General features: G+C 69.9%; 29 protein-coding genes and 1 pseudogene. 10 read left to right on the forward strand and 20 right to left on the reverse strand.

What is annotated here, in order from left to right:
* Nucleotides 1-9: 9 nt before the first annotated feature.
* From ACFY3C_RS23170 to ACFY3C_RS23195, 6 genes and pseudogenes are all read left to right on the forward strand, one after another.
* On the forward strand, nucleotides 10-201 hold the full coding sequence (locus ACFY3C_RS23170) for a mobile element transfer protein (protein WP_390772083.1): 192 nt from the start codon (nucleotides 10-12) through the stop codon (nucleotides 199-201).
* A gap of 10 nt (nucleotides 202-211) precedes the next feature.
* Complete coding sequence (locus tag ACFY3C_RS23175) at nucleotides 212-367, forward strand: hypothetical protein (RefSeq protein ID WP_103838579.1); 156 nt, start codon at nucleotides 212-214, stop codon at nucleotides 365-367.
* Between the two features lie 23 nt (nucleotides 368-390).
* The gene (locus ACFY3C_RS23180; RefSeq protein ID WP_390772084.1) at nucleotides 391-783 is read left to right on the forward strand and encodes a hypothetical protein; all 393 of its coding nucleotides are present in this window, start codon (nucleotides 391-393) and stop codon (nucleotides 781-783) included.
* Nucleotides 780-2,169: pseudogene (gene repSA / locus ACFY3C_RS23185) on the forward strand (replication initiator protein RepSA). The gene ACFY3C_RS23180 and the pseudogene repSA overlap by 4 nt, the downstream one beginning before the upstream one ends.
* A 2-nt stretch (nucleotides 2,170-2,171) precedes the next feature.
* Entirely contained in the window at nucleotides 2,172-2,369 is a 198-nt protein-coding gene (locus ACFY3C_RS23190) for a helix-turn-helix transcriptional regulator (protein ID WP_390772085.1), read from the forward strand.
* Nucleotides 2,369-3,631, forward strand: coding sequence for a tyrosine-type recombinase/integrase (locus ACFY3C_RS23195; RefSeq protein WP_390772086.1), 1,263 nt, complete (start codon nucleotides 2,369-2,371; stop codon nucleotides 3,629-3,631). Before ACFY3C_RS23190 ends, ACFY3C_RS23195 begins: the two co-directional genes overlap by 1 nt.
* Nucleotides 3,632-3,852: 221 nt before the next feature.
* Here ACFY3C_RS23195 and ACFY3C_RS23200 read toward each other — a convergent pair whose 3' ends face one another.
* Nucleotides 3,853-4,434: an ATP-binding protein gene (locus ACFY3C_RS23200; protein WP_390772087.1), complete on the reverse strand. Its 582-nt coding sequence runs from the start codon at nucleotides 4,432-4,434 to the stop codon at nucleotides 3,853-3,855.
* Between the two features lie 187 nt (nucleotides 4,435-4,621).
* On the opposite strand from ACFY3C_RS23200, the gene ACFY3C_RS23205 reads away from it, so the two are divergent.
* Entirely contained in the window at nucleotides 4,622-5,239 is a 618-nt protein-coding gene (locus ACFY3C_RS23205; RefSeq protein WP_390772088.1) for a TetR/AcrR family transcriptional regulator, read from the forward strand.
* A gap of 7 nt (nucleotides 5,240-5,246) precedes the next feature.
* Here ACFY3C_RS23205 and ACFY3C_RS23210 read toward each other — a convergent pair whose 3' ends face one another.
* The gene (locus ACFY3C_RS23210; RefSeq protein WP_386576465.1) at nucleotides 5,247-5,870 is read right to left on the reverse strand and encodes a hypothetical protein; all 624 of its coding nucleotides are present in this window, start codon (nucleotides 5,868-5,870) and stop codon (nucleotides 5,247-5,249) included.
* A gap of 70 nt (nucleotides 5,871-5,940) precedes the next feature.
* On the opposite strand from ACFY3C_RS23210, the gene ACFY3C_RS23215 reads away from it, so the two are divergent.
* Both ACFY3C_RS23215 and ACFY3C_RS23220 read left to right on the forward strand, forming a co-directional pair.
* Nucleotides 5,941-6,270, forward strand: coding sequence for a deoxyxylulose-5-phosphate synthase (locus ACFY3C_RS23215; RefSeq protein WP_390772089.1), 330 nt, complete (start codon nucleotides 5,941-5,943; stop codon nucleotides 6,268-6,270).
* Nucleotides 6,267-7,052, forward strand: a complete 786-nt coding sequence (locus ACFY3C_RS23220) for an SMI1/KNR4 family protein (RefSeq protein ID WP_386576467.1) — start codon at nucleotides 6,267-6,269, stop codon at nucleotides 7,050-7,052. Before ACFY3C_RS23215 ends, ACFY3C_RS23220 begins: the two co-directional genes overlap by 4 nt.
* Nucleotides 7,053-7,133: 81 nt before the next feature.
* Here ACFY3C_RS23220 and ACFY3C_RS23225 read toward each other — a convergent pair whose 3' ends face one another.
* The 7 genes from ACFY3C_RS23225 to rpsB form a co-directional block, all read right to left on the reverse strand.
* Nucleotides 7,134-7,577, reverse strand: coding sequence for a peptidoglycan-binding protein (locus ACFY3C_RS23225; RefSeq protein ID WP_386576468.1), 444 nt, complete (start codon nucleotides 7,575-7,577; stop codon nucleotides 7,134-7,136).
* Nucleotides 7,578-7,930: 353 nt separating this feature from the next.
* On the reverse strand, nucleotides 7,931-8,377 hold the full coding sequence (locus ACFY3C_RS23230) for an SRPBCC family protein (protein ID WP_386576469.1): 447 nt from the start codon (nucleotides 8,375-8,377) through the stop codon (nucleotides 7,931-7,933).
* A 137-nt stretch (nucleotides 8,378-8,514) separates the two neighbouring features.
* The gene (locus ACFY3C_RS23235) at nucleotides 8,515-9,693 is read right to left on the reverse strand and encodes a phosphatidate cytidylyltransferase (RefSeq protein WP_390772090.1); all 1,179 of its coding nucleotides are present in this window, start codon (nucleotides 9,691-9,693) and stop codon (nucleotides 8,515-8,517) included.
* Entirely contained in the window at nucleotides 9,693-10,250 is a 558-nt protein-coding gene (gene frr / locus ACFY3C_RS23240) for a ribosome recycling factor (protein ID WP_097257182.1), read from the reverse strand. The genes ACFY3C_RS23235 and frr overlap by 1 nt, the downstream gene beginning before the upstream one ends.
* Nucleotides 10,251-10,434: 184 nt before the next feature.
* Nucleotides 10,435-11,193, reverse strand: coding sequence for a UMP kinase (gene pyrH, locus ACFY3C_RS23245; RefSeq protein WP_067010707.1), 759 nt, complete (start codon nucleotides 11,191-11,193; stop codon nucleotides 10,435-10,437).
* Nucleotides 11,194-11,396: 203 nt separating this feature from the next.
* A complete protein-coding gene (tsf, locus tag ACFY3C_RS23250) occupies nucleotides 11,397-12,233 on the reverse strand; it encodes a translation elongation factor Ts (protein WP_386576471.1) in 837 nt (278 codons plus the stop codon).
* A gap of 151 nt (nucleotides 12,234-12,384) precedes the next feature.
* Entirely contained in the window at nucleotides 12,385-13,251 is an 867-nt protein-coding gene (gene rpsB, locus ACFY3C_RS23255) for a 30S ribosomal protein S2 (RefSeq protein WP_390772091.1), read from the reverse strand.
* A 271-nt stretch (nucleotides 13,252-13,522) separates the two neighbouring features.
* Here rpsB and ACFY3C_RS23260 point away from each other — a divergent pair, with 271 nt between their 5' ends.
* Nucleotides 13,523-14,086 carry a murein hydrolase activator EnvC family protein gene (locus ACFY3C_RS23260; RefSeq protein WP_386576473.1) on the forward strand — a complete coding sequence of 188 codons (564 nt, stop codon included), beginning with the start codon at nucleotides 13,523-13,525 and terminating at the stop codon, nucleotides 14,084-14,086.
* Nucleotides 14,087-14,256: 170 nt separating this feature from the next.
* On the opposite strand, the gene ACFY3C_RS23265 is transcribed toward ACFY3C_RS23260, so the two are convergent.
* The 11 genes from ACFY3C_RS23265 to lepB (ACFY3C_RS23315) form a co-directional block, all read right to left on the reverse strand.
* Entirely contained in the window at nucleotides 14,257-14,814 is a 558-nt protein-coding gene (locus ACFY3C_RS23265) for a TetR/AcrR family transcriptional regulator (RefSeq protein ID WP_386576660.1), read from the reverse strand.
* Between the two features lie 64 nt (nucleotides 14,815-14,878).
* Nucleotides 14,879-15,721 carry an RNA polymerase sigma factor WhiG gene (whiG, locus tag ACFY3C_RS23270; protein ID WP_145883421.1) on the reverse strand — a complete coding sequence of 281 codons (843 nt, stop codon included), beginning with the start codon at nucleotides 15,719-15,721 and terminating at the stop codon, nucleotides 14,879-14,881.
* A gap of 263 nt (nucleotides 15,722-15,984) precedes the next feature.
* A complete protein-coding gene (gene dprA, locus ACFY3C_RS23275; protein ID WP_390772092.1) occupies nucleotides 15,985-17,145 on the reverse strand; it encodes a DNA-processing protein DprA in 1,161 nt (386 codons plus the stop codon).
* The gene (locus ACFY3C_RS23280; protein WP_390772093.1) at nucleotides 17,142-18,767 is read right to left on the reverse strand and encodes a YifB family Mg chelatase-like AAA ATPase; all 1,626 of its coding nucleotides are present in this window, start codon (nucleotides 18,765-18,767) and stop codon (nucleotides 17,142-17,144) included. Before ACFY3C_RS23280 ends, dprA begins: the two co-directional genes overlap by 4 nt.
* Nucleotide 18,768: 1 nt before the next feature.
* Nucleotides 18,769-19,164, reverse strand: coding sequence for a YraN family protein (locus ACFY3C_RS23285; protein WP_386576476.1), 396 nt, complete (start codon nucleotides 19,162-19,164; stop codon nucleotides 18,769-18,771).
* Nucleotides 19,165-19,222: 58 nt separating this feature from the next.
* Nucleotides 19,223-19,531 carry a DUF2469 domain-containing protein gene (locus ACFY3C_RS23290; RefSeq protein ID WP_386576477.1) on the reverse strand — a complete coding sequence of 103 codons (309 nt, stop codon included), beginning with the start codon at nucleotides 19,529-19,531 and terminating at the stop codon, nucleotides 19,223-19,225.
* 56 nt (nucleotides 19,532-19,587) lie between these two features.
* A complete protein-coding gene (locus tag ACFY3C_RS23295) occupies nucleotides 19,588-20,112 on the reverse strand; it encodes an NUDIX hydrolase (RefSeq protein WP_386576478.1) in 525 nt (174 codons plus the stop codon).
* Nucleotides 20,102-20,884 (reverse strand): signal peptidase I, encoded by a 783-nt coding sequence (gene lepB, locus ACFY3C_RS23300; protein WP_390772094.1) that lies wholly within the window; start codon nucleotides 20,882-20,884, stop codon nucleotides 20,102-20,104. Before lepB (ACFY3C_RS23300) ends, ACFY3C_RS23295 begins: the two co-directional genes overlap by 11 nt.
* 65 nt (nucleotides 20,885-20,949) lie before the next feature.
* Nucleotides 20,950-21,831: a signal peptidase I gene (gene lepB, locus ACFY3C_RS23305; RefSeq protein WP_390772095.1), complete on the reverse strand. Its 882-nt coding sequence runs from the start codon at nucleotides 21,829-21,831 to the stop codon at nucleotides 20,950-20,952.
* Nucleotides 21,764-22,906 (reverse strand): signal peptidase I, encoded by a 1,143-nt coding sequence (gene lepB / locus ACFY3C_RS23310; RefSeq protein WP_390772096.1) that lies wholly within the window; start codon nucleotides 22,904-22,906, stop codon nucleotides 21,764-21,766. The genes lepB (ACFY3C_RS23305) and lepB (ACFY3C_RS23310) overlap by 68 nt, the downstream gene beginning before the upstream one ends.
* Complete coding sequence (gene lepB, locus ACFY3C_RS23315) at nucleotides 22,899-23,594, reverse strand: signal peptidase I (protein ID WP_390772097.1); 696 nt, start codon at nucleotides 23,592-23,594, stop codon at nucleotides 22,899-22,901. Before lepB (ACFY3C_RS23315) ends, lepB (ACFY3C_RS23310) begins: the two co-directional genes overlap by 8 nt.
* Nucleotide 23,595 lies beyond the last annotated feature (1 nt).

The following is a 23,595-nucleotide window of genomic DNA, read 5'->3' on the forward strand; positions in this document are numbered from 1 at the left end:
AGTTCAGCCATGCCCATGCGCGACTTCTTCCACTCCGTGATGCAGATCGGCCCGGTGCAGATCGGCACCCACCGCGACCGCCACGGCCAGACCAAGCACGCCGCCGTGTGCACCTCCGACGACTGCGGCTGGTCCGCCGACTACTCCAGCCAGTCCGCCGCCCAGCTCGCCGCCCGCACCCACCGCTGCAAGGTCCGCTAGGAGGCTCCCCGTGCAGGTCCCCCTCTGGTTCGCGCTCCTCGTCGTCGGCTACCTCGGCGTCAAGCTCATCCGCCCGCCGGCCTGGCTCATCGCCGTGCTCCTGCTCGGCGGCTTCCTCCTCGCCGACAGCGTCCTCGCCCCCGCCATCAACGGCCTGATCAAGTAACCCCATCGGAAGGGAGTCCCACCATGCTCCGCCCGAAGGTGCCGTCGGGGTGGCGGGTGCCGGTGATCGAGAATGTGGAAGAGGCAGCCCCGGAGCTGCGCAACCCGGCCACCCTGTGCGCGGCGGTCTTCGGGATGCACACGTACCGGCATCGGCTGTTCGAGACCGGCGGCGGCTACACCTTCACCCCGCCCCGCCACCGCCCGCACACCGCGCCCCTGACCAAGATGGGTCGCCCCCGCGCTGCTGGGCACTTCGCCCACTACGTCGGGAACTTCTCCGGCGTCCAGGAAGCCCGCGACGACATGCGGGTGCCGTGGATGAACCGCGACGGCATCCGCGAGTGCGTCCCGCCCGCCTACACCGAATACATCGGCACCGCGGTGTACGCCTCCCTGCTGGAGGTCGCTGCGTGACCGACACCGCGACCTTCGCGGGCCTGGACCCGGTCACCCTGGGGGACCTCCTCCGGGTGGCCGGGCTCGCTGGCTTCGACCGCTGGCAGGACCAGATCAAGCGCACCGGCGGCTGCGCCGACCCGATCCACCTGCGTGGCTGGGTTGTCCGCAAGGACAAGGTGACCGGGGAGACCCTGCACCGCTACAGCACCGAGAACGAGCCCGGCGGACGGCTCCGTGTCGCCTGCGGTAACCGCCGGGCCTCCCGCTGCCCCGCCTGCGCCTGGACCTACGCCGGGGACACCTACCACCTGATCCGCGCCGGACTCGCCGGCGACCCGGACAAGGACATCCCCAGCACCGTCCGCGACCACCCCCGGGTGTTCGCCACCTTCACCGCCCCCTCGTTCGGCCCGGTCCACAACCGGCCCGACCATGGCGCCTGCCGCTGCGGCACCCGCCACCCCGCCGACGACTCCGCCCTCGGTACAGCGCTTGACCCGAGCACGTACGACTACGCCGGCGCCGTGCTCTTCAACAACCACGCCGGTGAGCTGTGGATGCGCACCATCAACCGGCTCCGCCGCGAGATCGCCAAGCGGGCCGGGCTGACACAGCGCGAACTCGCCGAGACCTGCCGACTGTCCTACGGCAAGGTCGCCGAGTTCCAAAAGCGCGGCGCCGTCCACTTCCATGCTGTGATCCGCCTCGACGGTCCCGACGGAGCCGACTCCGCCCCGCCGTCCTGGGCCACCACCGACCTGCTCACCGACGCCATCCGCGCCGCCACCGCACACCCGTACAGCAGCGTCAGTGTCCCCGCCGCCGGCGACCCAACCCGCCCGCACCTTCCAGTGGGGCCGACAGCTCGACGTACGGCCCATCAAGGCGTTCGGTGACGGCTCCGACCTCACCGAACAGGCGGTCGCCTCCTACGTGGCCAAGTACGCCACCAAGGCGGCCGAGAACACCGGCACACTCGACCGGCGCATCGGTGAACTCGCCGAACTCGACCGCCACGGCGTCCCCGACCACGCCCGGCGCCTGATCACCGCGTGCCGCGACCTGGATGAGCTGTACCCGGACCGGCGCCTGTCGGCTTGGGCTCACATGCTCGGCTTCCGCGGGCACTTCTCGTCCAAGTCCCGCCGCTACTCGACCACGCTCGGCGCCCTCCGCCAGACACGCGCCGACTACCGCGCAGCACAGGAACGCGCCGCCCTCGGTCTGGACGACGTCGAGCCGGACACCGTCCTCGTCCTCGCCGACTGGCAGTACGCCGGCCACGGCCACACCCCCGGCGAATCCATCCTCGCCGCCACCATCCGGCGGGACCTCGAACTCAACCGCGAAACCGCACGCGAAGCCCTGCGAGACCAACTCACCGACGAAGGGAACTGCTGACCATGGCCTCAGAGCTGCCGAACCGGTTACTGACTCCTGAGGACCTGGTCGAAATGTTCGAACTGCCCAGCGTCGAGACGGTCTACCAGTGGCGCAGGAAGCACACAGGGCCGCGCGGATTCCGGGTCGGCCGACACCTGCGCTTCGACCCGCGTGACGTGCGTGCCTGGGTGGACTCCCAGCTCGGTGAGGCTGCCTGATGGCTGGCCATATCCAAGATCGCTGGTACAAGACCGAGACCGGCCCGGATGGCAAGCCTCTCAGGGTCAAGACTGAGCGATACGGCACCGGCATGCGCTACCGCGCTCGATACATCGGGCCCGACGGCACCGAGAAGTCCAAGAGCTTCCCGGATCGGCAGAAACGCCTCGCTGAGCAGTGGCTGATCGACATTGCCTCGGACATGTCGCGCGGTCAGTACATCGACCCTCGCGCAGCTCGGATCACCTTCAAGAGCTACGCCGAGAAGTGGCTCAAGACGCACGGCATCGACCCGGCCAGTCAGGTTGTGATCGAGCAGCGGTTGCGCCTGCACGCGTTCCGGCTGGTCGGCTCTCGGCCGCTGGATTCGTTCCGCCCGGAACACATCCGTGGACTGGTGAGCGCGCTGGAGCAGGACCCGGCCGTGAGCGGCGGCTATGCGCGGAACATCTACGGCGACGTGCGGGCCGTACTCAGTGCGGCGGTTGACGACGGGCTGTTGCCCCGCAACCCGTGCTCCGCGAACTCCGTGCGCCCGCCGGCCGCCGAGCAACGCCGTGTTATGCCGTGGCTGCCTGCCCAGGTTCAGGCGGTCCGTGCAGCACTCCCTCAGCGCTACCGGACCGTGGTGGACGTGGGTGCCGGGTGCGGGCTCCGTCAGGGCGAGATCGTGGGACTGGCTGAGGATGCACTCGACTTCGACGGCGGCATCATTCGGGTGGTCCGGCAGGTGAAGCTGATTCGGGGCAAGGCCGTGTTCGCTCCTCCGAAGTGCAACAAGGAGCGGGACGTACCGCTGCCGCCGTCGGTGGCTGAGGCCCTGCGGGTCCACATGGACGCCTTCAAGCCGGTTGAGATCACGTTGCCCTGGCGCAAGCCGGACGGCCCGAAGGTGTCTGCTCGCCTCTTGTTCACGAACACCGCGAGCGGGCTCGTCTGGCGGAGCAACTTCAACATCCAGGAGTGGAAGCCCGCGCTGGCGGCGGCTGGTCTGATCGCGGAAGCCGGTGAAGACGGCAAGTACGATTCGGCTCGCGAGCACGGCATGCACGCGCTGAGGCACTTCTACGCCTCGGTGCTGCTGGACGCCGGCGAAAGCATCAAGGCCGTGAGTGAGTACCTGGGGCACTCCGACCCTGGGTTGACGCTGCGGGTGTACGCGCACCTGATGCCGTCGAGCCAGGAGCGTACGAGGAAAGCCGTGGATCGGGTGCTTCTCGCGGCCCCACGTGAGCCTGACGGCCCAGAGACGGCCCAGTGACCCACACCCGGCCCCCTATCCGCGCCGAATGCGCTGTTAGGGGGCTCATTGCTGCCCAACTACTGCCAGTTCTCCGGGCTTAGGCATGGCTGTACCAGTGTCGCAGATCCAATTGGGTGACCTGCGGCTGTCGCTCGCTACGACTGTCGTTGTCAGTCGTCACTGGTCGCCACCGATCGTCACCGATCGTCACTGAGCGGCTTCGGAAGGCCCGCACTTCCTCAGGCCACCATCGTCACGGTACGTGCGCCGCTCACAGGGCCGCTCACGGAGTGGCCCTCGGCTTGCAGCTCGAACCAGATGGTCTTGCCCGTCCCTGTCTCGATGCTGCCCCAGGCATCGGCGAGCAGGTCGAGGAGTTCGGTGCCGCGGCCGCCTTCCGCATCCGGGTCGACCGCGGTGTGTACGGGACCGGAGGGCTCGGTGTCCTCGACCTCGCACAGCAGGCGGGAGTCACGCAGCCGCAGGTTGAGCCTGAGCGGGCCGCGCGTGTGCCGCAGGGCGTTGGTGACCAGTTCGCTGACCAGCAGCTCGGCGGTGTCGGCCAGGTCGTCCAGCGCCCAGTCGCTCAGTTGCGCGGTCACCAGACGCCGGGCTCGGCGCGCCGAGGTCAGTTCCCGCCGCAGGGGCCAGGAAGCGTCCCAGGCGGTGGCGCGGCCGCGCGGCGCATCCAGCGGTCGCAGCGGCGCGAGCGTGCGGGACCAGAGGGCCCACTGCCTGGCGAGCCACGAGGATGCAGTGGCATGAGAGGACCGATCTCCCCGGCGAGAGCCGATGGCGTGGCCGATGGCCTGGATGACCATGAGATCTGTCCTTTCTGGGCAGGTGGCGGAGGGTCCGCCAGTGAATGTGCCTGGCGTGGGCCAGGAGCTGCATGTAGCAGTCGCTACACCTAAAATATACACGAAGCGGTTGCTACGGTAAAGACCTACCCAAAAGTGCGATAACGGACAGAGGGAAGTCGTAGCCCTCACGCCCCAAGGAGCCTGCATGCCTCGCCCGCCCGATCCGGCCAAGCGGCGCGACCTTCTCGACCGGGTCCGCGAGTACGTGATGCGCAACGGCCTCGCGGACCTGTCCCTGCGCCCGCTGGCCAAGGCCCTGGGCACCAGCGACCGCATGCTCCTGTACTACTTCGGCAGCAAGGAACGGATGATCGCCGAGGCCCTCGCCATCTACGAGCGCCGGCCCCTCCTGCGCACCCGCAAGGTACTGAAGACCTTCGGCACGCCCACGAGCCCTGCCGGCCTGCGCCGCTTCATGGAGGAGGTGTGGCAGCAATTCAGAGACCCCGATGTACGCGCCGCTCTCCCTCTCTATCTCGAGATCATGAGCGCCAGCGTGCTTCACCCGGACCGCTACGGGCCCGTCATGCGCGACATCGTCACCGAATGGACGGCCCTGCTCACCTCCGTCTTCCGCGACCTCGGCATGGGCCAGGAGCGAGCCCGTACCCAGGCCACCCTCCTGGCCGACGCCACCCTCGGCCTCTTGATCGCCCCGCTGGCGGACGGCCACTGGGCCCACGCCGACAAGGCCTTCCGCGCCCTCCTCGACAGCCTGGAACCCGGATGGCACGCCTCGGGGGTGAAGAAGAACGGCAGGTGACCCGTCGTCATCTGTCGTCGTCGGTCACCCTTGAGCGACGACCTCCGTAGGAGGCGACCAACGCATCCGCCACGATCGCCGCATCTGCCTCTGCAACATCTGCCGGGTATTCCGGCAGCAGATCGTCCCAGACCGGCATCCATGATCCGTACAGCTGGGCCTGTCCCTCGGGCCGGGCGAAGAACCAGATGTGCAGGTGCGCGCCTCCGTCTCCGATGCGGTAGACGTGGGCTCGCGAAATGTACGGCAGGGCCTGCACGTGGCGGACGATGTGAGTGGACAACACCCCCAGTTCGGCTGCCAGTTCATCGGGCAGGTCAGCCATGTCATAGTGCTCACGCGGATGCAGCATCAGCACCAGCGGCACACCGACTCCCGAGATCCGGGCGAGCCGCCAACTGTCGTTGAACCAGATCCCTTCGTCCCGGTCGCGGCACGCCCCGCAGTCCGACGGGTCCTCGCCATGTCGCGCAGGCTCGGGCAGGACCGGAGGCCGCAGCGGCGCGACGCGCAGTCCGTCCGGTTCGAACGGGCTGATGTCCCACCCTGTCATCCGCGCCAGCGGGAGCCGACGTTCATCATCCGCAGCGGCAAGTGCGTGTTCGTAGAACTCATCAGGTCGCAAGGCCATGATCCGAAGATTAGTTCGGGGTGCCGGAAACCCGCTTGGCCGGGGTCATGGGGCTCCCTACTCTGGCCGCATGCCTGCCGCCAAGACCTCGTACGTCTGTCTGTCCTGCCGGGTGTCGTACAAGCAGCGCTACGACCCGTGGCGGGAGCGGACCTGCCCACGCTGTGCGGGTGCGCTGATGTACGCGGGCTCGGCCTTCGCGGCGCCCCCGAAGCGGGACAGAGCCGCCTGGCGGATGCTCACCGTGCTGTTGAACGCGGGCGTCGGTTTCCACAAGAGCTGCTGCGGTGGGCCGGGCTACCGGCCGCGGACGCTGCGCGAGGTGCGGGAGCGGATGGCGTACGCCCGCCGTACCGGGGAGCCGGCCACGACGGCGCTGCGCCGGGTCGATCTGCCGTGACGAGTCTGGACGCCCTGGTCCGGGCCGTGTCCCCGCCGGCCGACCCGGTCGACGCCCGCGGGGACTGGGCCGAGGCGGAGGCGCGGCTCGGGGTGCGGTTGCCCGGTGACTACAAGCAGCTGGTCGAGACGTACGGGTGGGGTGAGTTCTGCGACTACCTGTACCTGCGCACGCCCTTCGGTACGAGCCCGTACAACCGCCTGGAGCGGCACGACGGTCTGCTGGTCTGGGGTGCCACGATGGACGCCGACCGGCTGTGCTGGCGTACCGAGGGGGACCCGGAGGACTGGCCGGTGGTGGTGCGGGGCCGGAGCATCGGGCGGGAGGAGTTCGCGCCGGGTGCGGCCGGGTTCGTCGAGGGGTGGGTGACGGGGCGGGTGCGCTCCACCGTCCTGGCCGACATGGAGCCCGGCCTGGCGCCCTGGTTCAACCCCTTCCGGCTCCGGCTGCACCGGTGTCTACGGCTGTCCGAGGGGCCGCGGCCGTATGCCGAACGGCTGCGGATACTCCGGGACGTGCTGGCGCCGACCCTGGACCGGGGATCGTGGCAGTCCGACGACGGTGCGCACGGCGAGGACCACTTCGCTACCGCCGACACGGACTGGCACCTCATCTACGCCCGCTCGCGCCCGCACCAGATCCGCGTCTCCTTCCTGCCCGCAGACCACGCGACGGCCCGCGACCGTCTCTTCGCCGCCGTACGCCTCATGGGCTGCACGGTCCTGGAGATCACCACGGCCGACGGCCTGCCGCTGCCGGACTGGAGCGCAGGCGACGCCTAGGCACTGTGCTCAAGTCCGGGCAACGCGGCGGTCGGTGGGCCAGTCGCCGCAGGGTCGTCCCCCGTTCCCCCGTGGGGGAGATCAGGCGCGCGGGTGGGCGTCGTACAGGGTCGTGCAGTGATTGCCGGCCTGCAGCGTCGTCCAGTGCCACTTCAGCTTGTCGCGGGTCTGCGGGCCGTACACGCCATCGGCGTCGAGGCCGAGGCTCCTCTGGACGCGGGCAAGGGCGGCCGCCGTCTTCGGGCCGAACTTGCCGTCGATCTCGCCGAGGTCCTGGCCGTAGCAGTAGTTCAGGGTGTCCTGGAGGTAGTACACCTGCATGCCGCTGGCGCCGGAGCGGAGGGTGCAGAAGTTGGTGCCGCCGGTGCCGATCGTGGGGATCTTCGCGTAGTAGTCGCCGCTGAAGTACGTCGTGTAGGCCGTGCAGCCGGCGATGGAGGCCTGCGCGGCCGGGCTGACGGTGAACATGCCGGCGGTGATCGCGGCGGCTGCGCCGAGCGTGGCGAGCGTGCGCTTGAGCTTCATGGTGGGTCGTCCCCCAGGGTGCGGTCGGATGCGAGCGGAAGCGCTCGGAAGCGAACGGATGTGGGCGGTCGGCGAGTTGCCGTCCGACGCCGAGAACCTAGCAACGGTCCGGCACCCCGGATTCCGCCTCCCACGGGGCGTCCCGAGCCCGGCCGGCGTCCCGGGAAGGGCCGGTGGGATGACCACGGTGGAGGGCCGTGCGCCGGTCGGAGGGGCCCCGACCGTCCCGCGCAACGCCTCGCGCCCGGTCTGTCCCGCGGCGTCCCAGACACGTCCCACGGACGTCCCGACGTACGTCCCGACCCGCGTCCCGGCACGATCAGGCGTTGGCCGGGAGGATCCTCAGGCAGTGCCTAGGCGGCGGTGTGCTCCAGCCGCTCCTTGAGCAGCCGCTCGTTGCGCGGAAGCTCCTTGCGCAGCTGAGGCCGTACGACGAGGGGCAGCAGGACCTTGCCGATCCCCCGGCCCTCGAAGTCGAGGTCCATGGTCACGCGGGTACGGCCCTCGGAGAGCGGGATGACCTCGCCGTGGACGCTGCCCCGGACGGGTCCGTCGATGCCGCGCATGCCCCAGGTGTGCGGCGGTTCGAACTCGGTGACCTCCATGGTCATCGGGACCTCCCGGCGGCCGACGTGCCGGGTGACCCGGATATGGGAGCCGACTCCGAACGGGCCCTCGTCCAGCTGCTCGACCGAGACCGCACTCGCCTGCCACTCGGGCAGATGGGAGACGTCGCTGAGGTAGGCCCAGACATCACCGGGGCTCCGGTCGACGTCGATCTCCTCGTGGAAGGCGGACATGGCGCCCTCCTTTCCCTTTCCCTTGCGTCCGATCCCTTATATTCCGAATATACGAAATCGACCCACTCGGGTGTGTGTACGACGACGGGCCCCGTCCTGTGTTCAGGACGAGGCCCGGAAGCCGTGGCGAGCAAGGCTCACGCGGAGCCGACGAACAACACCAACAGCAGCCACACCACCGGGGCGGTCGGCAGCAGGGAGTCCAGGCGGTCCATGATGCCGCCGTGCCCGGGGAGCAAGGTGCCCATGTCCTTGATGCCCAGGTCACGCTTGATCATGGACTCGCCGAGGTCGCCCAGGGTGGCGCTGGCTGCGACCGCGAGGCCCAGCAGCAGGCCCTGCCACCAGCTGCCGTCGTCGATCAGGAACTGCATGCACAGCGCGCCCGCGACCATGGCGAACAGCACCGCGCCGAGCAGGCCCTCACGGGTCTTGCCGGGGCTGATGCGCGGGGCGAGCTTGTTCTTGCCGAAGCGCCAGCCGACCGCGTACGCGCCGGTGTCGCTGACGACCGTCAGGAGCAGGAAGGTCAGAACGCGCCAGGGGCCGTCGTCGGCGGTGAGCATCATGGCGACGAACGTCGCCAGGAACGGCACGTAGAACGCGGCGAAGACGCCGGCCGTGACGTCCTTGAGATAGCCTTCCGGTGGCTCGGTCATCCGCCAGACCAGGACGGCCAGCGCCGTCAGGGCCATGGCGACCCAGGCGCCCTCGGCACCCCGCACATACCCGGCGACCACCATCGCCGCACCGCCGAGCGCGAGCGGCACGAGCGGCGCCTTGATGGCCTTGCGCTCCTGCAGCCTGCTGGTCAGCTCCCACAGACCCACGACCACGGCGACCGCGACCACACCGACGAACACGGCCTTGTAGATGAACAAGGACGCGATGATCACCACACCGAGCCCGACGCCGACCCCTATGGCCGCGCTCAGGTCACGGCCCGCGCTCTTCTTCTGCGGCGCGGGCGCCGGCTGCGGGGCGTCGGGCATGGGCTCCGGATTCTGCGTGTCGTGTTCGAACGTGTTGCTGTGGGACGTGTTGCCGTGGAACGTGTCGCCGTGGAACGCGCTGTCTTGGAACGTCTCGTCTCGGAACAAGGGGCCGTTCAGGCGAGCGGCCCCCCGATCGTCGTCCTGGTCTCCGCCATACGCGGGTACGTCGGGCACGATGGGCATGGGGCGAGTGTGCTGCGCCTCAGGCGCATCGTACGCGGGACCCGCCGGGGCAGCCCCCTGGACAGGCCCACCTGCGGTGGGCCCCCAGTACCCGGCCTGCCCCGCCGTCGGCGGCGCCCCCCAGGAAGAGTCGCTCATCAGACTTCGAGCAGCTCCGCTTCCTTGTGCTTCAGGAGCTCGTCCACCTGAGCCACGTACTTGTGGGTGGTGTCGTCCAGCTCCTTCTCCGCACGGCGGCCCTCGTCCTCACCGATGTCGCCGTCCTTGACCGCCTTGTCGAGGGCGTCCTTGGCCTTGCGGCGCACGGAGCGGATGGAGACCCGGGAGTCCTCGGCCTTGGCCTTGGCGACCTTGATGTAGTCGCGGCGACGCTCCTCGGTGAGCTCCGGGAACACCACACGGATGATGTTGCCGTCGTTGCTCGGGTTGACGCCCAGGTCGGAGTCGCGGATCGCCTGCTCGATGTTGCGCAGGGCGCTCTTGTCGAACGGGGTCACGACCGCCATGCGCGGCTCCGGCACGGAGAACGAGGCCAGCTGGTTGATCGGCGTCAGCGCGCCGTAGTAGTCGGCCACGATCTTGTTGAACATCGCCGGGTGCGCACGGCCCGTGCGGATCGCGGCGAAGTCCTCCTTGGCGACCACGACGGCCTTCTCCATCTTCTCCTCGGCCTCGAGGAGGGTCTCTTCGATCACCACTTGCTCCTGCGTGTCTTGAGTAAGGCCCGGCTGCGGTTCCTCGTCGGGGCGGCGGCCGGCTGCGTCGCGTCTTCTTCCTGCACGGTTCCCGACCGGCAGGACATTGTCCATCCCCCGGCCAGGGTGCGTCCCGTCCGTCCCCCGGACAGGTGTCGTACCCCGGGTGACGGGGGTGTGCCGGTCAGGCCCGGCTGCCCTGGTCACCCACCAGCGTGCCGATCTTCTCACCCTTGACGGCCCGCGCGATATTGCCCTCCGCGAGCAGCTCGAACACGAGGATCGGCAGCTTGTTGTCGCGGCACAGCGTGATGGCGGTGGCGTCGGCGACCTTGAGGTCGCGGGTGATGACCTCGCCGTAGCCGAGGGCGTCGAACTTGACGGCGTCGGGGTTGGTCTTGGGGTCGGAGTCGTAGACCCCGTCCACACCGTTCTTGCCCATGAGCAGCGCCTCGGCGTCGATCTCCAGGGCGCGCTGGGCGGCGGTGGTGTCGGTGGAGAAGTACGGCATGCCCATACCGGCGCCGAAGATGACCACGCGGCCCTTCTCCAGGTGACGCACGGCGCGCAGCGGGATGTACGGCTCGGCGACCTGGCCCATCGTGATGGCGGTCTGCACCCGGCTGTCGATGCCCTCCTTCTCCAGGAAGTCCTGGAGGGCGAGGCAGTTCATCACGGTGCCGAGCATGCCCATGTAGTCGGAGCGGGCGCGGTCCATGCCGCGCTGCTGCAGTTCGGCGCCGCGGAAGAAGTTGCCGCCGCCGATGACGACCGCGATCTCGGCGCCGTCCCGGACGACGGCGGCGATCTCACGTGCGATCTTGTGTACCACGTCCGGGTCCACGCCCAGGCCCCCGCCACCGGAGAAGGCCTCTCCGGACAGCTTCAGCAGAAACCGGCCGCGTACTTTGCCGTCGTCGCTCTTCTGGGCCTTGGTGGTCATGGAGATCCCGCCTCTTTCACGTGTTGCACATACGAAGAAGGCCATTGCCGGTGGGGTCGCTTTTCGCTCCCATGCGCGGCAATGGCCTCCTCGTCAGATCTGCTGCCGTCCGCCACGTGCCTGGGTGTGGCGGTGTGCGCGGACGACTGCTGTCGACCCTATCGAGAATTCTCCTCGGGTCGCGGGTCGATCGCGGTACGGACTCAGATGCCGACCTTGATGCGCGTGAAGCGCTTCAGGGTGACACCGGCCTCGTCCAGTACCTTCTGGACCGACTTCTTGTTGTCCAGCGCGTACGGCTGGCCGAGCAGCGTGGCGTCCTTGAAGAAGCCGCCCAGGCGACCCTCGACGATCTTGGCGATCGCGGCCTCGGGCTTGCCCTCGGCGCGGGTGGTCTCCTCGGCGATGCGGCGCTCGGACTCGACGACCTCGGCCGGGACGTCCTCCTTGGAGAGGTACTTCGGCGCGAAGGCGGCGATGTGCTGGGCGACGCCCTTGGCGATCTCGGCGTTCGGCTTGTCGAGCTCGACCAGGACACCGATCTGCGGGGGCAGGTCGGGCATGGTGCGGTGCATGTAAGCGAGCACGAAGCCGTCGGCGAACTGCGCGAAGCGGTCCAGGACGATCTTCTCGCCGAGGTTGGCGTTGGCCTCGTCCACGAACGCCTGAACGGTCTTGCCGGCCTCGATCTCGGAGGCGAGCAGGGCCTCGAGGTCGGCCGGGGAGGTCTTGGCGACGTGCTCGGCGATCGCCGTGGCGACGGCCTGGAACTTGTCGCCCTTGGCGACGAAGTCCGTCTCGCACTTCAGCTCGACGAGGACGCCGGAGGAGTTGTCGTCGGCGATGATGGAGACCACGGCGCCGTTCTCGGCGGAGCGGCCCTCGCGCTTGGCGACGCCCTTCTGGCCCTTGATACGCAGCGCTTCGACGGCCTTCTCGACGTTGCCCTCGGCCTCGTCCAGCGCCTTCTTGCAGTCCATCATGCCGGCGCCGGTGAGCTCACGGAGCTTCTTGACGTCGGCGGCGGTGTAGTTCGCCATGAGTCTGTGAGTCTTTCTCGAAGTCTTGGGAGATCGGAGATCGGTACGGTCTGCGATCCACATGTGAACGCGGATCGCGGACTACGCGCCGACCTACGGGTGAACAGCGGGGGCGGAGTTCATGTCACCGCCCCCGCCGTCGACGCTGACGTCAGGCCTGCTCGCCCTCGGCGGCAGGAGCCTCGGCCGCGGGGGCCTCGGCAGCGGGGGCCTCGGCAGCCTCGGCGGCCGGAGCCTCGTCCTTCTTCTCACCCTCGAGCAGGTCGCGCTCCCACTCGGCGAGCGGCTCGCCGGCGGCCTTCTCACCCTTGTCGCCAGTGGCGACGCCGGAGCGGGCGATGAGGCCCTCGGCGACGGCGTCGGCGATCACACGGGTGAGCAGGGTGACGGAGCGGATCGCGTCGTCGTTGCCCGGGATCTTGTAGTCGACCTCGTCGGGGTCGCAGTTGGTGTCGAGGATGGCGACGACCGGGATGTTGAGCTTCCGGGCCTCGCCGACCGCGATGTGCTCCTTCTTGGTGTCCACGATCCAGACGGCGCTGGGCACCTTCTGCATCTCGCGGATACCACCGAGGGTCTTCTCCAGCTTGGCCTTCTCACGCGAGAGGACCAGGAGCTCCTTCTTGGTCAGACCCGACGCCGCGACGTCCTCGAAGTCGATCTGCTCAAGCTCCTTGAGGCGCTGCAGACGCTTGTAGACGGTCGAGAAGTTGGTGAGCATGCCGCCCAGCCAGCGCTGGTTGACGTAGGGCATGCCGACGCGGGTGGCCTGCTCGGCGATGGCCTCCTGCGCCTGCTTCTTCGTGCCGACGAACATGACCGTGCCGCCGTGGGCGACGGTCTCCTTGACGAACTCGTAGGCGCGGTCGATGTACGACAGCGACTGGAGCAGGTCGATGATGTAGATGCCGTTGCGCTCGGTGAAGATGAAGCGCTTCATCTTCGGGTTCCAGCGACGGGTCTGGTGACCGAAGTGGACGCCGCTTTCCAGCAGCTCCCGCATCGTGACGACGGCCATGGCCGTATCTCCTTGAAGTTCTCGGTTGTGCCGCGGATGCCGGACGGCTCCCGCGCCTGACGCCCACCTGCGCCGTGCCACAAAGGACCGAGGAGCGCTGACACCGGCTTGTGATCACCAGGTGTCGGGGCGTGCGAAGTCGACCCGGTGACCCGGATCGCCAGAAGAAGTGTACGGGACCGTGGGGGCACCGGGTGACGCCGCTCTCCACAACCGGGGAGTAGTCCACAGATCCCGGCCATGATCGGCGGGGGTGCGGGAGGGTCTTCGCATGCGACGAGTGATGCGATGCGTGGGCGTGTGGGCGGGATTGCTGCTGGCCTCGGCGGCGACGGCGCCGGCTCCCCCGGCCTGGGCCGCTCTGCCCCCACCTGCCCGGGAGGAACGGGTTCCGGCCATCGCCCGCGCCTGGCCGGTGGGCGTCCGCCCATTGGTGCTACGGGGCTGGCAGCCCCCGGCGACGGTCTACGGCCCCGGCCACCGGGGCGTGGACCTGGCCGCGTCCCCCGGTGCCCCGGTACGGGCGGTGGCGCCCGGCCGGGTGACCTTCGCGGGCCGCGTGGCCGGGCGTGGCGTGGTGTCCGTCCGGCTGACGGGCACGAACCTGCGCACGACGTACGAGCCGGTCAGCCCCTCGGTGCGAAAGGGGGACACGGTGGGGGCGGCCGAGGTCGTGGGCACGGTGGAGGCAACGGGGTCGCACTGCTCGGGTACGTGCGTGCACTGGGGCTTGCTGAGAGACGAGACGTACCTGGACCCGTTGTCCTTGCTGCCGCCCTGGCTCCTGCACAGGGGGCCGTCGAGACTGCTACCGGTGCTGGGAGTGCCTGCGTAGCTGCGTCAGTCGTGCCGCTGGGGCGACGGGGGTCCCTCTGCTCCAGCGAAGCCGAGAGCTTGGAGGAGGTGGGCGGTGGGGGTCCCCCCGCTCGAGCGGAGCCGAGAGTGGGGGAGGCACCGCGCACGCGCGGCCAAGCGACCCCACCCGACGGCCGGCGACGGCCGACCTCAGCCCTTCACACCGCGCAACGCCATGGCCACCGCAGCATCCGTCACCACGGAGGGATCCTCGGCGGCGCCGAGCTCGATCCGCCGCACGGCCGCGTCCACGACCCCCTGCAGCAGCATTGCCGCCAGCCGAGGCTGCCCGTGCCCCATCTCCCCCAACGCCTCGACGACCATCGCGACCAGCCCACCGTGCGCGGCCCGGATCTTCTCTCGCGCCCCCGCATCCAGCTCACTCGCCGAGATCGCCACCACAGCCCGGTGCCGCCGGTCCCCGACCAGCGCCAGCTGCTGCCGCACATACGCCTCGACCTTGTCCTCGGCCGACGACGCCCGCTCCATCGCCGCCGCGACCTCCGCCGCCCACACGGGGAAGTCGACCTCGCACAGCTCCTCGACCACGGCGGCCCGCGAGCGGAAGTACTCGTACACGGACGACCGCGCCAGCCCCGTCCGCTCGGCGAGGGCCGGGAAGGTCAGCGCCTCCGTCCCGCCCTCGGACAGCAGGGACCGAGCCGCGTCCAACAGGGCGGCTCGCTGCATCGACCGGTGCTCGGCCACGGAGGCCGCTCGAATCCTTGGCACGTCAACCACTTTACGGACACCCCACCCCGGAAGGGAGGACTCAGCGCCCGAAGCTCGCCAGCTTGGCCCGCAGCTGCAGCACCGACTTGGTGTGGATCTGGCTGACCCGGCTCTCGGTGACCCCGAGCACATTGCCGATCTCGGCGAGGGTGAGCCCCTCGTAGTAGTAGAGCGTGACGACGGTCTTCTCCCGCTCGGGCAGCGTGTTGATCGCCCGCGCCAGGAACCGCCGCAGCTCCCGGTCCTCGGCCACCTCCACCGGATTGTCGGCGGCGGTGTCCTCCAGCGTGTCCATGAGGCTGAGCCGGTCCCCGCCCTCGCCGCCGACATGCAGCAGTTCCTCCAGGGCGACCACGTTGGCCAGCGACAACTGGCTGAACACCGCATGGAGTTCGTCGACCTCCATGCCCAGCTCGGTGGCGACCTCCCCTTCCGTCGGTGTCCGCCGCAGCCGCGCCTCCAGGGTGGCGTAGGCCCGCTCGACGTTGCGCGCCTTCTGCCGGACGGACCGGGGGATCCAGTCCAGCGCCCGCAGTTCGTCGATCATCGCGCCCCGGATCCGGGTGATCGCGTACGTCTCGAACTTGATCTCCCGGTCGATGTCGAACTTCTCGATCGCGTCGATCAGCCCGAACACCCCGGAGGAGACGAAGTCGGCCTGCTCCACGTTGGGCGGCAGGCCGACGCTCACCCGGCCCGCCACATACTTGACCAGCGGCGAGTAGTGCAGGATCAGCTGCTCCCGCAGCCGGTCGTCCCCCGTCTCCTTGTACGACCGCCACAGCTCGTCGAGCGTCGAGGGAGCGGGCGGTCGCACGCTGCCACCGTCGCGGGCGGCTGCGGGGATCGCCGTCCGGTCGGACCCGGAGGTGTGCTGGGGCATTCGTCGCCTTGTGCCGTTCTGCCGTACCTGGGTGAGCTGTCTGTCTGATGTCGAGTTGGCGCGGTCTGCGCCCGGGCTTTCGTGAGCGTAGCGTGACTGGGGAGTCGCGGTGTGCGAACAGGGAGGGTCCACTCCTGCGCGGGCCTCTTCCGTCGTCCGCACCACCGCGCTCCGCAGCTCGCTCTGCGTGACCGGGCGAAGGGGTCAACTCCGGGAAATCCCAAGGGCGTAGGGGATTCCCCCGGACGGCCGAACCTCCTCGGTCAGCACGGACCGTGACACCTCCGGGCCGAGATCATCGCCTGGCGTGTCAACTTCCAGCCGTCGCCGTGTCGTTCGACGTATCCAAGTGCTCGGAGTTCGTACAGCCTCGCGATCGCGTCGTCCGGCGTGGTGCGCGCGCCGCACGCGATCTCCCCGACGCGGGCCGCGCGGCTTCCGGGCAGGGCTGCGAGGACGGCCTGGGCGGCCGGTTCCAGCAGGTCACGCGGGAGTACGGGGCCTTGCCGGGGCGGAGCCAGCTCGCCGATGTCGCCCACGAGTTCGACGACGTCCGCCGCGTCGGTGACCAGGACGGCCTCGCCGCGCAGCAGTTCGTGCACGCCGACGGAGAGTCCGCTGGTGACGGGCCCGGGCACCCCCATGGTGTGCCTCCCGAGGCGGGCCGCGGCCCGGGCCGTGACCAGCGAACCGCTGCGGCAGGCGGCCTCCACGACGACGGTGCCCCTGGTGAGCGCCGCGATCACTCTGTTCCGCAGGATGAACCGGCTCGGAGTCGGATGATCACCGGGTGGCAACTCCCCCACCACCAGCCCCTGTTCCGCGATCCTGTTGATCAGGGCGGTGTGGCCGCGCGGGTAGGGCCGGTCGACGCCGCAGGCCAGGACGGCGACGGTGGCTCCGCCGGCGGCGAGGGTGCCGCGGTGGGCGGCGCCGTCGATCCCGTACGCACCACCCGACACGACGACCCAGCCCCGCTCGGCCAGGCCCGAGGCGAGGGTGGCCGCGGCATGGGCGCCGTACTCGGTGCAGGCGCGTGCTCCCACGACGGCCACGGACCTGAGCGCCCACATCCGCAGACTGGCCCGCCCCCGCACCCACAGCCCCGTGGGCCGCCCGTCCCCGAGGTCATCGAGCTGTCCCGGCCACTCCGCGTCCCCCGGACAGACGAATCGCACCCCGGCGGCCCGCGCCACCTGGAGATCCCGCTCCGGCTCGGCCCGCCGGGCCCGCCCGAGCAGCCCGCCCCACCGGGTCCCGCTCACCCCCGGCAACGGCTCCCCGCCGTCCCGCAACCGCCGCACCACCTCCCCCACCCCGAACTCCCGCAACCACCGTCCACCGACTTCGTCCCCGGGCTCGATGACCCGAGCGAGAAAGACCCGGTCGAGCAGCTCCCCGTCCGGGTCGGGTCCTGCGGTCACGTCAGGGCTCCGAGGGCCATGGGCACGCCCCGCGGCACTCCGGTGCGCAGTTGCAGGGCGAGGCAGACGTCGGTGGCGTCCGGGCGGTCGTGGCCGACGAGGTCGGCGACCGTCCAGGCGACGCGCAGCACCCGGTCGATCCCGCGGGCGGTGAGCACGCCCCGCTCAAGATTGCGTTCGGCCTCGTCCATCGCGCCGGCGACGGCATGGAAGCGGCTGCGCAGCTCCCTTCCGGGCACCTCGCTGTTGCTGCGCCAGGGGGTTCCGGCGAGCCGGACGGCCGCCCGCTCCCGGGCCGCCCTGACCCGGTCGGCGACGGTCGCGCTGGACTCGCCGCGGGCGCCTGGTTCGGTGAGCTGGGCGCGGGTGACCGGGTCGACCTCGACCCGCAGGTCGACCCGGTCCAGCAGCGGGCCGGACAGCCGGGCCTGGTAGCGGCGGATCGCCGACGGCGGGCAGTCGCACAGGGAGTCCCGCTGCGAGAAGCGTCCGCAGGGGCAGGGGTTGGCCGCCAGGACCATCAGGAACCTCGCCGGGAACCGGACCACACCCGCGCTCCGCGCGATCACCACGTGTCCGGACTCCAGGGGCTGCCGCAGCGCGTCCAGCGTCTGGCTGTGGAACTCGGGTGCCTCGTCGAGGAACAGCACGCCCCGGTGGGCGAGAGAGACCGCGCCGGGCCGTGCGACGCCCGGGCCGCCGCCGACGAGTGACTGCATCGTGGCCGAGTGGTGCGGGGCGCAGTAGGGGGCGACGTCGATGAGCGGCTTGCCCAGAGGCAGCAGCCCGGCGACCGAGTGGACCGCGGTGACCTCCAGCGACTCCTCCCGGGTGAGCCGGGGAAGCACGGCGGGCAGGCGCTCGGCGAGCATGGTCTTGCCCGCGCCCGGCGGGCCCTCCAGGAACAGATGGTGCCCTCCGGCGGCGCACACCTCCACGGCCGTACGCGCCGAGGTCTGGCCCACGACATCGGCCAGGTCATGGTCCTGTTCGTGCTGTGCGGCACCGACGGCGTGCATTCCGGTGGCGGCGCCCGCGCCCGGCACCCGGAGGCCGGCCAGCAGGGGGTCCGGGCGTCCCTGGTCGTCCGGCTGCTCCTCGGGCACAGGCTCGTCGGTCAGCACGGCGATCAGCTGCCGAAGGCTTCGGATGCCGAGCACCGACACGCCGGGCACGAGCGAGGCCTCGGCGACTGCGCACTCCGGTACGACCACCTGTTCGTAGCCCGCGTCGGCGGCCGCGAGCACCGCGGGCAGGATGCCCCGCACCGGCCGCACCCGGCCGTCCAGTCCGAGTTCTCCGATCATGACGATGTCGGCGAGGACCCGGGGGTCGATGCGCTCGGCGGCGCCGAGCACCGCGCAGGCGACGGCCAGGTCGAATCCGGAGCCGGCCTTGGGCACGGACGCCGGGCTGAGTCCGACGGTGAGCTTCTTCTGCGGCCACTCGCCGCCCGAGTTCACCACCGCCGCCCGAACCCGGTCCCTGCTCTCCGTCAGGCTCTTGTCCGGGAGGCCCACCAGGGTGAAGGCGGCCACTCCTGGTTCCAGGTCGGCCTGGACCTCGACGACCACGCCCTCGACGCCGACCAGGGCCACGGAGCACGTACGGGCGAATCCCATCTCAGGCCACCCCCCGCGCGTGCTCGACGGACGGGGCGCCCCGGCGGGGCAGGAGGACGCCGATCAGGTCGATGCGGACGCCTCCGGGCGGGGCTCCTCCGTGGGTCTGGATCCAGCGTTCGGCCAGGGTCAGCAGCCGCTCGGCCTTCTCGGCCGTGACGGCGGCCATCGGGTGCTGGAATGTGCCGCTCCGGCGCGTCTTCACCTCGCAGACGACCAGCGTGCTCCCGTCCCGGGCCACGATGTCGATCTCGCCGGACCGTCCGCAGCGCCAGTTGCGCTCCAGGATCGTCATCCCGGCCCCGGCCAGCCGCCGCGCGGCCAGATCCTCGCCGTACCTGCCGAGTCCACTGCGTGCCTTGCTCATGTCGGCACCACCTCCGGCGCCAACCGTCACGCATCCCGCCCGGAGAAGTGGATCTTGGTGGACTACTCAGCGGTTGTGGAAAACTCCGTCACCCGCTCGGGAGCTCCAGGTCGCTCTTGTTCAGCTCCTCGATGTTCACGTCCTTGAACGTGAGGACGCGGACCTGCTTCACGAAACGGGCCGGCCGATACATGTCCCAGACCCAGGCGTCCGCCATCGACACCTCGAAGAACACCTCGCCCTGGACCGAGTGCACCTGCATCTCGTAGTCGTTGGTGAGGTAGAAGCGCCGCTCGGTCTCGATCACGTATTTGAACAGACCGACGACGTCCTTGTACTCCCGGTAGAGCTTCAGCTCCATCTCGGTCTCGTACTTCTCGAGGTCCTCGGCGCTCATGGCATGTTCCCCTTCAGCCGTGCGATCCCACCATTGTGCGCCAGTCCGACGAGCCTTCAGACGATTTCCGTGTCAAGGGTCACGGGCCTGGCCGGGGGACCTTCGTCGAGCAGCGTGCGCAGCAGCTCGGCGAGTCTGGTCGGATACACCGTCTCATGGGCCCGGGTCAGTTCCTGACACGTCCACCAGCGCGCTCCGGCGACGCTGCGCCGCTCAAGATCCGTCAGGCCCTGGGCTTCGGTCTCCGTCTGGGTCGTACGGGCCAGGTAGTACCACTCGTCCTGGTCCCAGCGGCGGCCCGCGAACGGGAAGGAGCACTGCCGGCGCCACAGCACGGGACCGAGTTCGACGTCGGTGATGCCGGTCTCCTCGACGAGTTCCCTGAGCGCCGCCTCCTCGCGCGTCTCGGTGCCCTCCAGGCCGCCGCCGGGGGTGAACCACCAGTCGTCGGCCGGGTCCTCCGGCTCATGGCCGTGCAGCAGGAGGATGCGGTCCTGGGGGTCGAGCAGCACCACTCGGGCGACCTTGCGCAGACCGCCCTCGTAGGTGTCCTCGCCCGTCCGCGTGGTCTCAGCGGGCACTGGCGGGCTCCGCGCCGGTGCGGCTGCGGGAGCGGCCCAGCCGCTTGACGATCGGGCCGTAGGCACCGCCGCCGAGCACCAGGACGGCCCCGGCGACGATCATGAATTCGATGGTCCGGACCGGGCCCGGCTGGGAGAGGGTGCCCAGCGTCTCGAAGCCGGTGGGGCGCTTGAGCAGGCCCTTCATGGGCCAGACGACGGAGTCGACACGGGCGACGACGGCGTCCTGGGACACGGTGCCCTTGGCGGCGTCGGTGAGGTGGGCGGTGGAGTCCAGGGAGCCCTGGCGTTCGTCGCCGAGGAGGAAGAGCCGGCCCTTGGGGACGGTCACGGTCGGGATGTTCTGGGTCTCGGCCAGGCTGCCGGCGGGCAGGTAGGGCTCGTCGATCTGCTTGCCGTTGACGGTGAGCTTGCCGTTCGTGCAGCAGGCGACGGTGTCGCCGCCGACCGCGACGACCCGCTTGACCACGTTGGCGTTGGTGACCCAGCTCTTGTCGCGGAAGACGACCACGTCGCCGCGCCGAACCTCGTCACCGTCGACGCGCTGGGCCAGCACCCGGTCGCCGATGGCGATCGTCGGGCTCATCGAGCTGGTGGGCACGGTGTACGGCCGGTAGACCAGCGCCGCCCAGCCGAAGCCCGCCAGGAACAGCACCAGGCCCAGCGCCATGGCCACCCCGGACAGCCGGTTCCCGATCCGGCTGCTGCCGGCCTGTGCCGTGCCTGCGCCCGCGCTGCGCGGGGCCGTACGCGTCGTGCTCTCGCCACCCATGGACCCGCACCCTACCCGGCAGTACCGAGCAGGGGCAGCCCCTCTTTCGCGGCGTGGGCCACTGCTTACCGCTTCTTGGGCTCCGGGCGGTCCGCCCGCCTGCGCCGCCACACCGCAACCGGCAGGACCGCGGCCACCGCGACACCCCCGGGCGCCACCGACAGCGACGCCGAGGCGGAGGACTTCTGGTCCAGGCCCTGGTCGAAGGTGTCCGGGACCGGCAGGGTGCCCCAGCGGTTGATCGGCCAGGCCTTGACGATGGCGCGGCCGACGACCTTGTCGACCGGGACCATGCCGTGGTTCTTGTCGGACTGGTTGTAGCGGGAGTCACGGGAGTTCTGGCGGTGGTCGCCCATCACCCAGATGTAGCCCTTGGGGACCGTCACCTTGAACTGGCCGCCCTGGTCGTCCTGGCTGCACGGCGTGTTGCCGGGGTAGACGTACGGCTCGTTCAGCGCCTTGCCGTTGACCGTCAGCGGGCCGGTGCCCTTGCACTGGATGGTGTCGCCACCGACCCCGATCACGCGCTTGATCAGGTCTTTCTCCTCCGCGGACGGCATCAGGCCGATCCAGCTGAGCACCTTCTGCACCGCGTTCGGGTTGGGCGCCGGCTCGCCCGCCAGCCAGTTGTCCGGGTCGTGGAAGACGACGACCTCGCCGCGCTCGGGCTCGGAGCCGAACCACGGGGTGAGCTTGTCGACCAGGACGCGGTCACCCTGCTGGAGGGTGTTCTGCATCGAGTCGGACGGGATCGAGAACGCCTGCACCAGGAACGTCTTGATCAGCAGCGCCAGGACCAGCGCGATGCCGATCAGAATCGGCAGCTCCTTCCAGAAGGAGCGCGGCTTCTTCGGCGGGCGTGCGGCCTCGTCCGTACCGTCACTCCCGGTCTGAGGCTGCCGGTCCTCGGGCGTGCCGTCGTCGGCCACCGAGAATCCGGAGGTCACGGACCCGTCCGGAGCCGGGACGTTCCCGTCCACGGGGTGACCGCGGTGCTCCTCGCCGTCGTGTCCCGACCGTGCGCCAACCGCCACATCCCCCACGCCAACTCCTTACTCTGTGCCGCCGCCTGCGCCATCCACGGTGCAGGCCCACCACTCCCATAACGAGCGGGAGTTCCGCAGGGGTCGGGAGTTGGGTCAATGCGTTCGGATCGTCGGAGGCAACCCTATGCGACAGCGGAGGGGCCGCGGACGACCCCGACACGGAGTTGGAAACGCTTGCGAAGGTTTTAGGTTCATCGAGGCTGGTCCAGTGCCCGACGGGCCAGCCGATGACCATGGCACGGCCGACCACGGAGTCCTCGGAGACCGTGCCGCCGTACGGGGTGTTCTGGTGGGCGCGGGAATCCGCGGAGTTGTCCCGGTGGTCGCCCATCACCCACAGACGGCCCTTGGGCACGGTGATGTCGAAGGGCGTGGAGGAGGGTGAGTTGCCCGGGTACAGGTAGTCCCCTTCGGTCAGCGGAACGCCGTTGACGGTGACCCGGCCCTGCGCGTCACAGCACTTGACGTGGTCGCCGCCGACCCCGATGACCCGTTTGATCAGGTCCTTCTCGTTGTCGGAGGGCAGCAGACCGATGAAGGTGAGGCCCTCCTTGAACTGCTTGACGACGACGGGGTCGTTCTTCTTGGTGGTCTGCTCGTCGCGGAGCCAGCCGCCCGGGTCGTGGAAGACGACGACGTCCCCGCGCTGCGGCTTGGAGCCGAACCACGGGGTGAACTTGTCGACCAGGACGCGGTCGCCGATCCGGATCGTCTGCTCCATGGAGCCCGACGGGATCACGAACGCCTGGACGAGGAAGGTCTTCAGGACCAGCGCTATGAGGACGGCGACACCGACCAGAAGGGGGATCTCCCGAACAGTCGACCGCCTGCGCTTGCGCTTCACCTTGCGCTGGAGCTTGCGCCGCTCCGCGCGCGTGCGGCCACCGCCTGGCGCGGAGGTGCGCCGCGAGCCGGTGGGCAGCAGGTTGTCGGCGGGGGTGCTGGGCACCCCGCGCGGTTTTCCGCGGTTACCCATGCGCACCGTCCGGAGCGGGCACGCGCGCGTACGCGGACGGCCGCGTCAGGTGCGTCCAGTGGTCGTACGGCCAGGCGATCCAGTCGGCCCGGCCGATGACGTCGCCGACGGGGATCATGCCGCCGCCGGGCGAGCCGAGGTGGTCGCGGGAGTCGCTGGAGTCGCTGCGGTGGTCCCCGAGGACGAACAGGCGGCCCGCGGGCACGACGACATCGAAGGGGACGGAGGACGGGGTGTCCCCGGGATGGAGGAACGCCGTCTCGTCGACCGGCCGGCCGTTCACCTCGAGCCTCCCCTCCTTGTCGCAGCAGACCACATGGTCTCCCCCCACCCCTACAACGCGCTTGATGTAGTCGGCGTCCCCGAAATACCCGGTCCCGTCGAAGACAACCACGTCACCGCGGCGTGGCTCGGCACCGAAACGGTACGCCAACTTATTTACGAGAACGCGGTCGCCGATCCTCAATCCCTGCTCCATGGATCCGCTCGGAATCTGGAACGGTTGCGCCACGAAAGCGTTGAGGAGCAGCAAGAACGCCAGGCAGGCGAAGAGGGTGAGAGTGATCCTGCCGCCCGGCAGCCACTCGGCGAGCCGCGACACCAACGCGAAACGCGACCGGCCCTCCGTCCCCGGAGTACCGGGGTGGGAGGAGCGGTCGCGTTCCGTCGGCTGTGCTTCGGTGTCCATC

This window comes from Streptomyces sp. NPDC001410, from assembly GCF_042895235.1.
In the GTDB taxonomy this organism is placed as follows: domain Bacteria; phylum Actinomycetota; class Actinomycetes; order Streptomycetales; family Streptomycetaceae; genus Streptomyces.

Excerpts from the sequence above, each read along its gene's own strand:
- ACFY3C_RS23235 (WP_390772090.1), bottom strand. The coding sequence starts at position 9,693 with ATGAGCGACTCTTCCTGGGGGGCGCCGCCGACGGCGGGGCAGGCCGGG.
- whiG (WP_145883421.1), bottom strand. The coding sequence starts at position 15,721 with ATGCCCCAGCACACCTCCGGGTCCGACCGGACGGCGATCCCCGCAGCC.
- pyrH (WP_067010707.1), bottom strand. The coding sequence starts at position 11,193 with ATGACCACCAAGGCCCAGAAGAGCGACGACGGCAAAGTACGCGGCCGG.
- ACFY3C_RS23190 (WP_390772085.1), top strand. The coding sequence starts at position 2,172 with ATGGCCTCAGAGCTGCCGAACCGGTTACTGACTCCTGAGGACCTGGTC.
- tsf (WP_386576471.1), bottom strand. The coding sequence starts at position 12,233 with ATGGCGAACTACACCGCCGCCGACGTCAAGAAGCTCCGTGAGCTCACC.
- ACFY3C_RS23170 (WP_390772083.1), top strand. The coding sequence starts at position 10 with ATGCCCATGCGCGACTTCTTCCACTCCGTGATGCAGATCGGCCCGGTG.
- ACFY3C_RS23280 (WP_390772093.1), bottom strand. The coding sequence starts at position 18,767 with ATGGGATTCGCCCGTACGTGCTCCGTGGCCCTGGTCGGCGTCGAGGGC.
- ACFY3C_RS23215 (WP_390772089.1), top strand. The coding sequence starts at position 5,941 with ATGCCTGCCGCCAAGACCTCGTACGTCTGTCTGTCCTGCCGGGTGTCG.
- lepB (WP_390772094.1), bottom strand. The coding sequence starts at position 20,884 with ATGGGTGGCGAGAGCACGACGCGTACGGCCCCGCGCAGCGCGGGCGCA.
- rpsB (WP_390772091.1), bottom strand. The coding sequence starts at position 13,251 with ATGGCCGTCGTCACGATGCGGGAGCTGCTGGAAAGCGGCGTCCACTTC.
- ACFY3C_RS23200 (WP_390772087.1), bottom strand. The coding sequence starts at position 4,434 with ATGGTCATCCAGGCCATCGGCCACGCCATCGGCTCTCGCCGGGGAGAT.
- ACFY3C_RS23225 (WP_386576468.1), bottom strand. The coding sequence starts at position 7,577 with ATGAAGCTCAAGCGCACGCTCGCCACGCTCGGCGCAGCCGCCGCGATC.
- ACFY3C_RS23205 (WP_390772088.1), top strand. The coding sequence starts at position 4,622 with ATGCCTCGCCCGCCCGATCCGGCCAAGCGGCGCGACCTTCTCGACCGG.
- lepB (WP_390772097.1), bottom strand. The coding sequence starts at position 23,594 with ATGGACACCGAAGCACAGCCGACGGAACGCGACCGCTCCTCCCACCCC.
- lepB (WP_390772096.1), bottom strand. The coding sequence starts at position 22,906 with ATGGGTAACCGCGGAAAACCGCGCGGGGTGCCCAGCACCCCCGCCGAC.
- ACFY3C_RS23180 (WP_390772084.1), top strand. The coding sequence starts at position 391 with ATGCTCCGCCCGAAGGTGCCGTCGGGGTGGCGGGTGCCGGTGATCGAG.
- ACFY3C_RS23260 (WP_386576473.1), top strand. The coding sequence starts at position 13,523 with ATGCGACGAGTGATGCGATGCGTGGGCGTGTGGGCGGGATTGCTGCTG.
- ACFY3C_RS23210 (WP_386576465.1), bottom strand. The coding sequence starts at position 5,870 with ATGGCCTTGCGACCTGATGAGTTCTACGAACACGCACTTGCCGCTGCG.
- ACFY3C_RS23195 (WP_390772086.1), top strand. The coding sequence starts at position 2,369 with ATGGCTGGCCATATCCAAGATCGCTGGTACAAGACCGAGACCGGCCCG.
- ACFY3C_RS23230 (WP_386576469.1), bottom strand. The coding sequence starts at position 8,377 with ATGTCCGCCTTCCACGAGGAGATCGACGTCGACCGGAGCCCCGGTGAT.
- ACFY3C_RS23290 (WP_386576477.1), bottom strand. The coding sequence starts at position 19,531 with ATGAGCGCCGAGGACCTCGAGAAGTACGAGACCGAGATGGAGCTGAAG.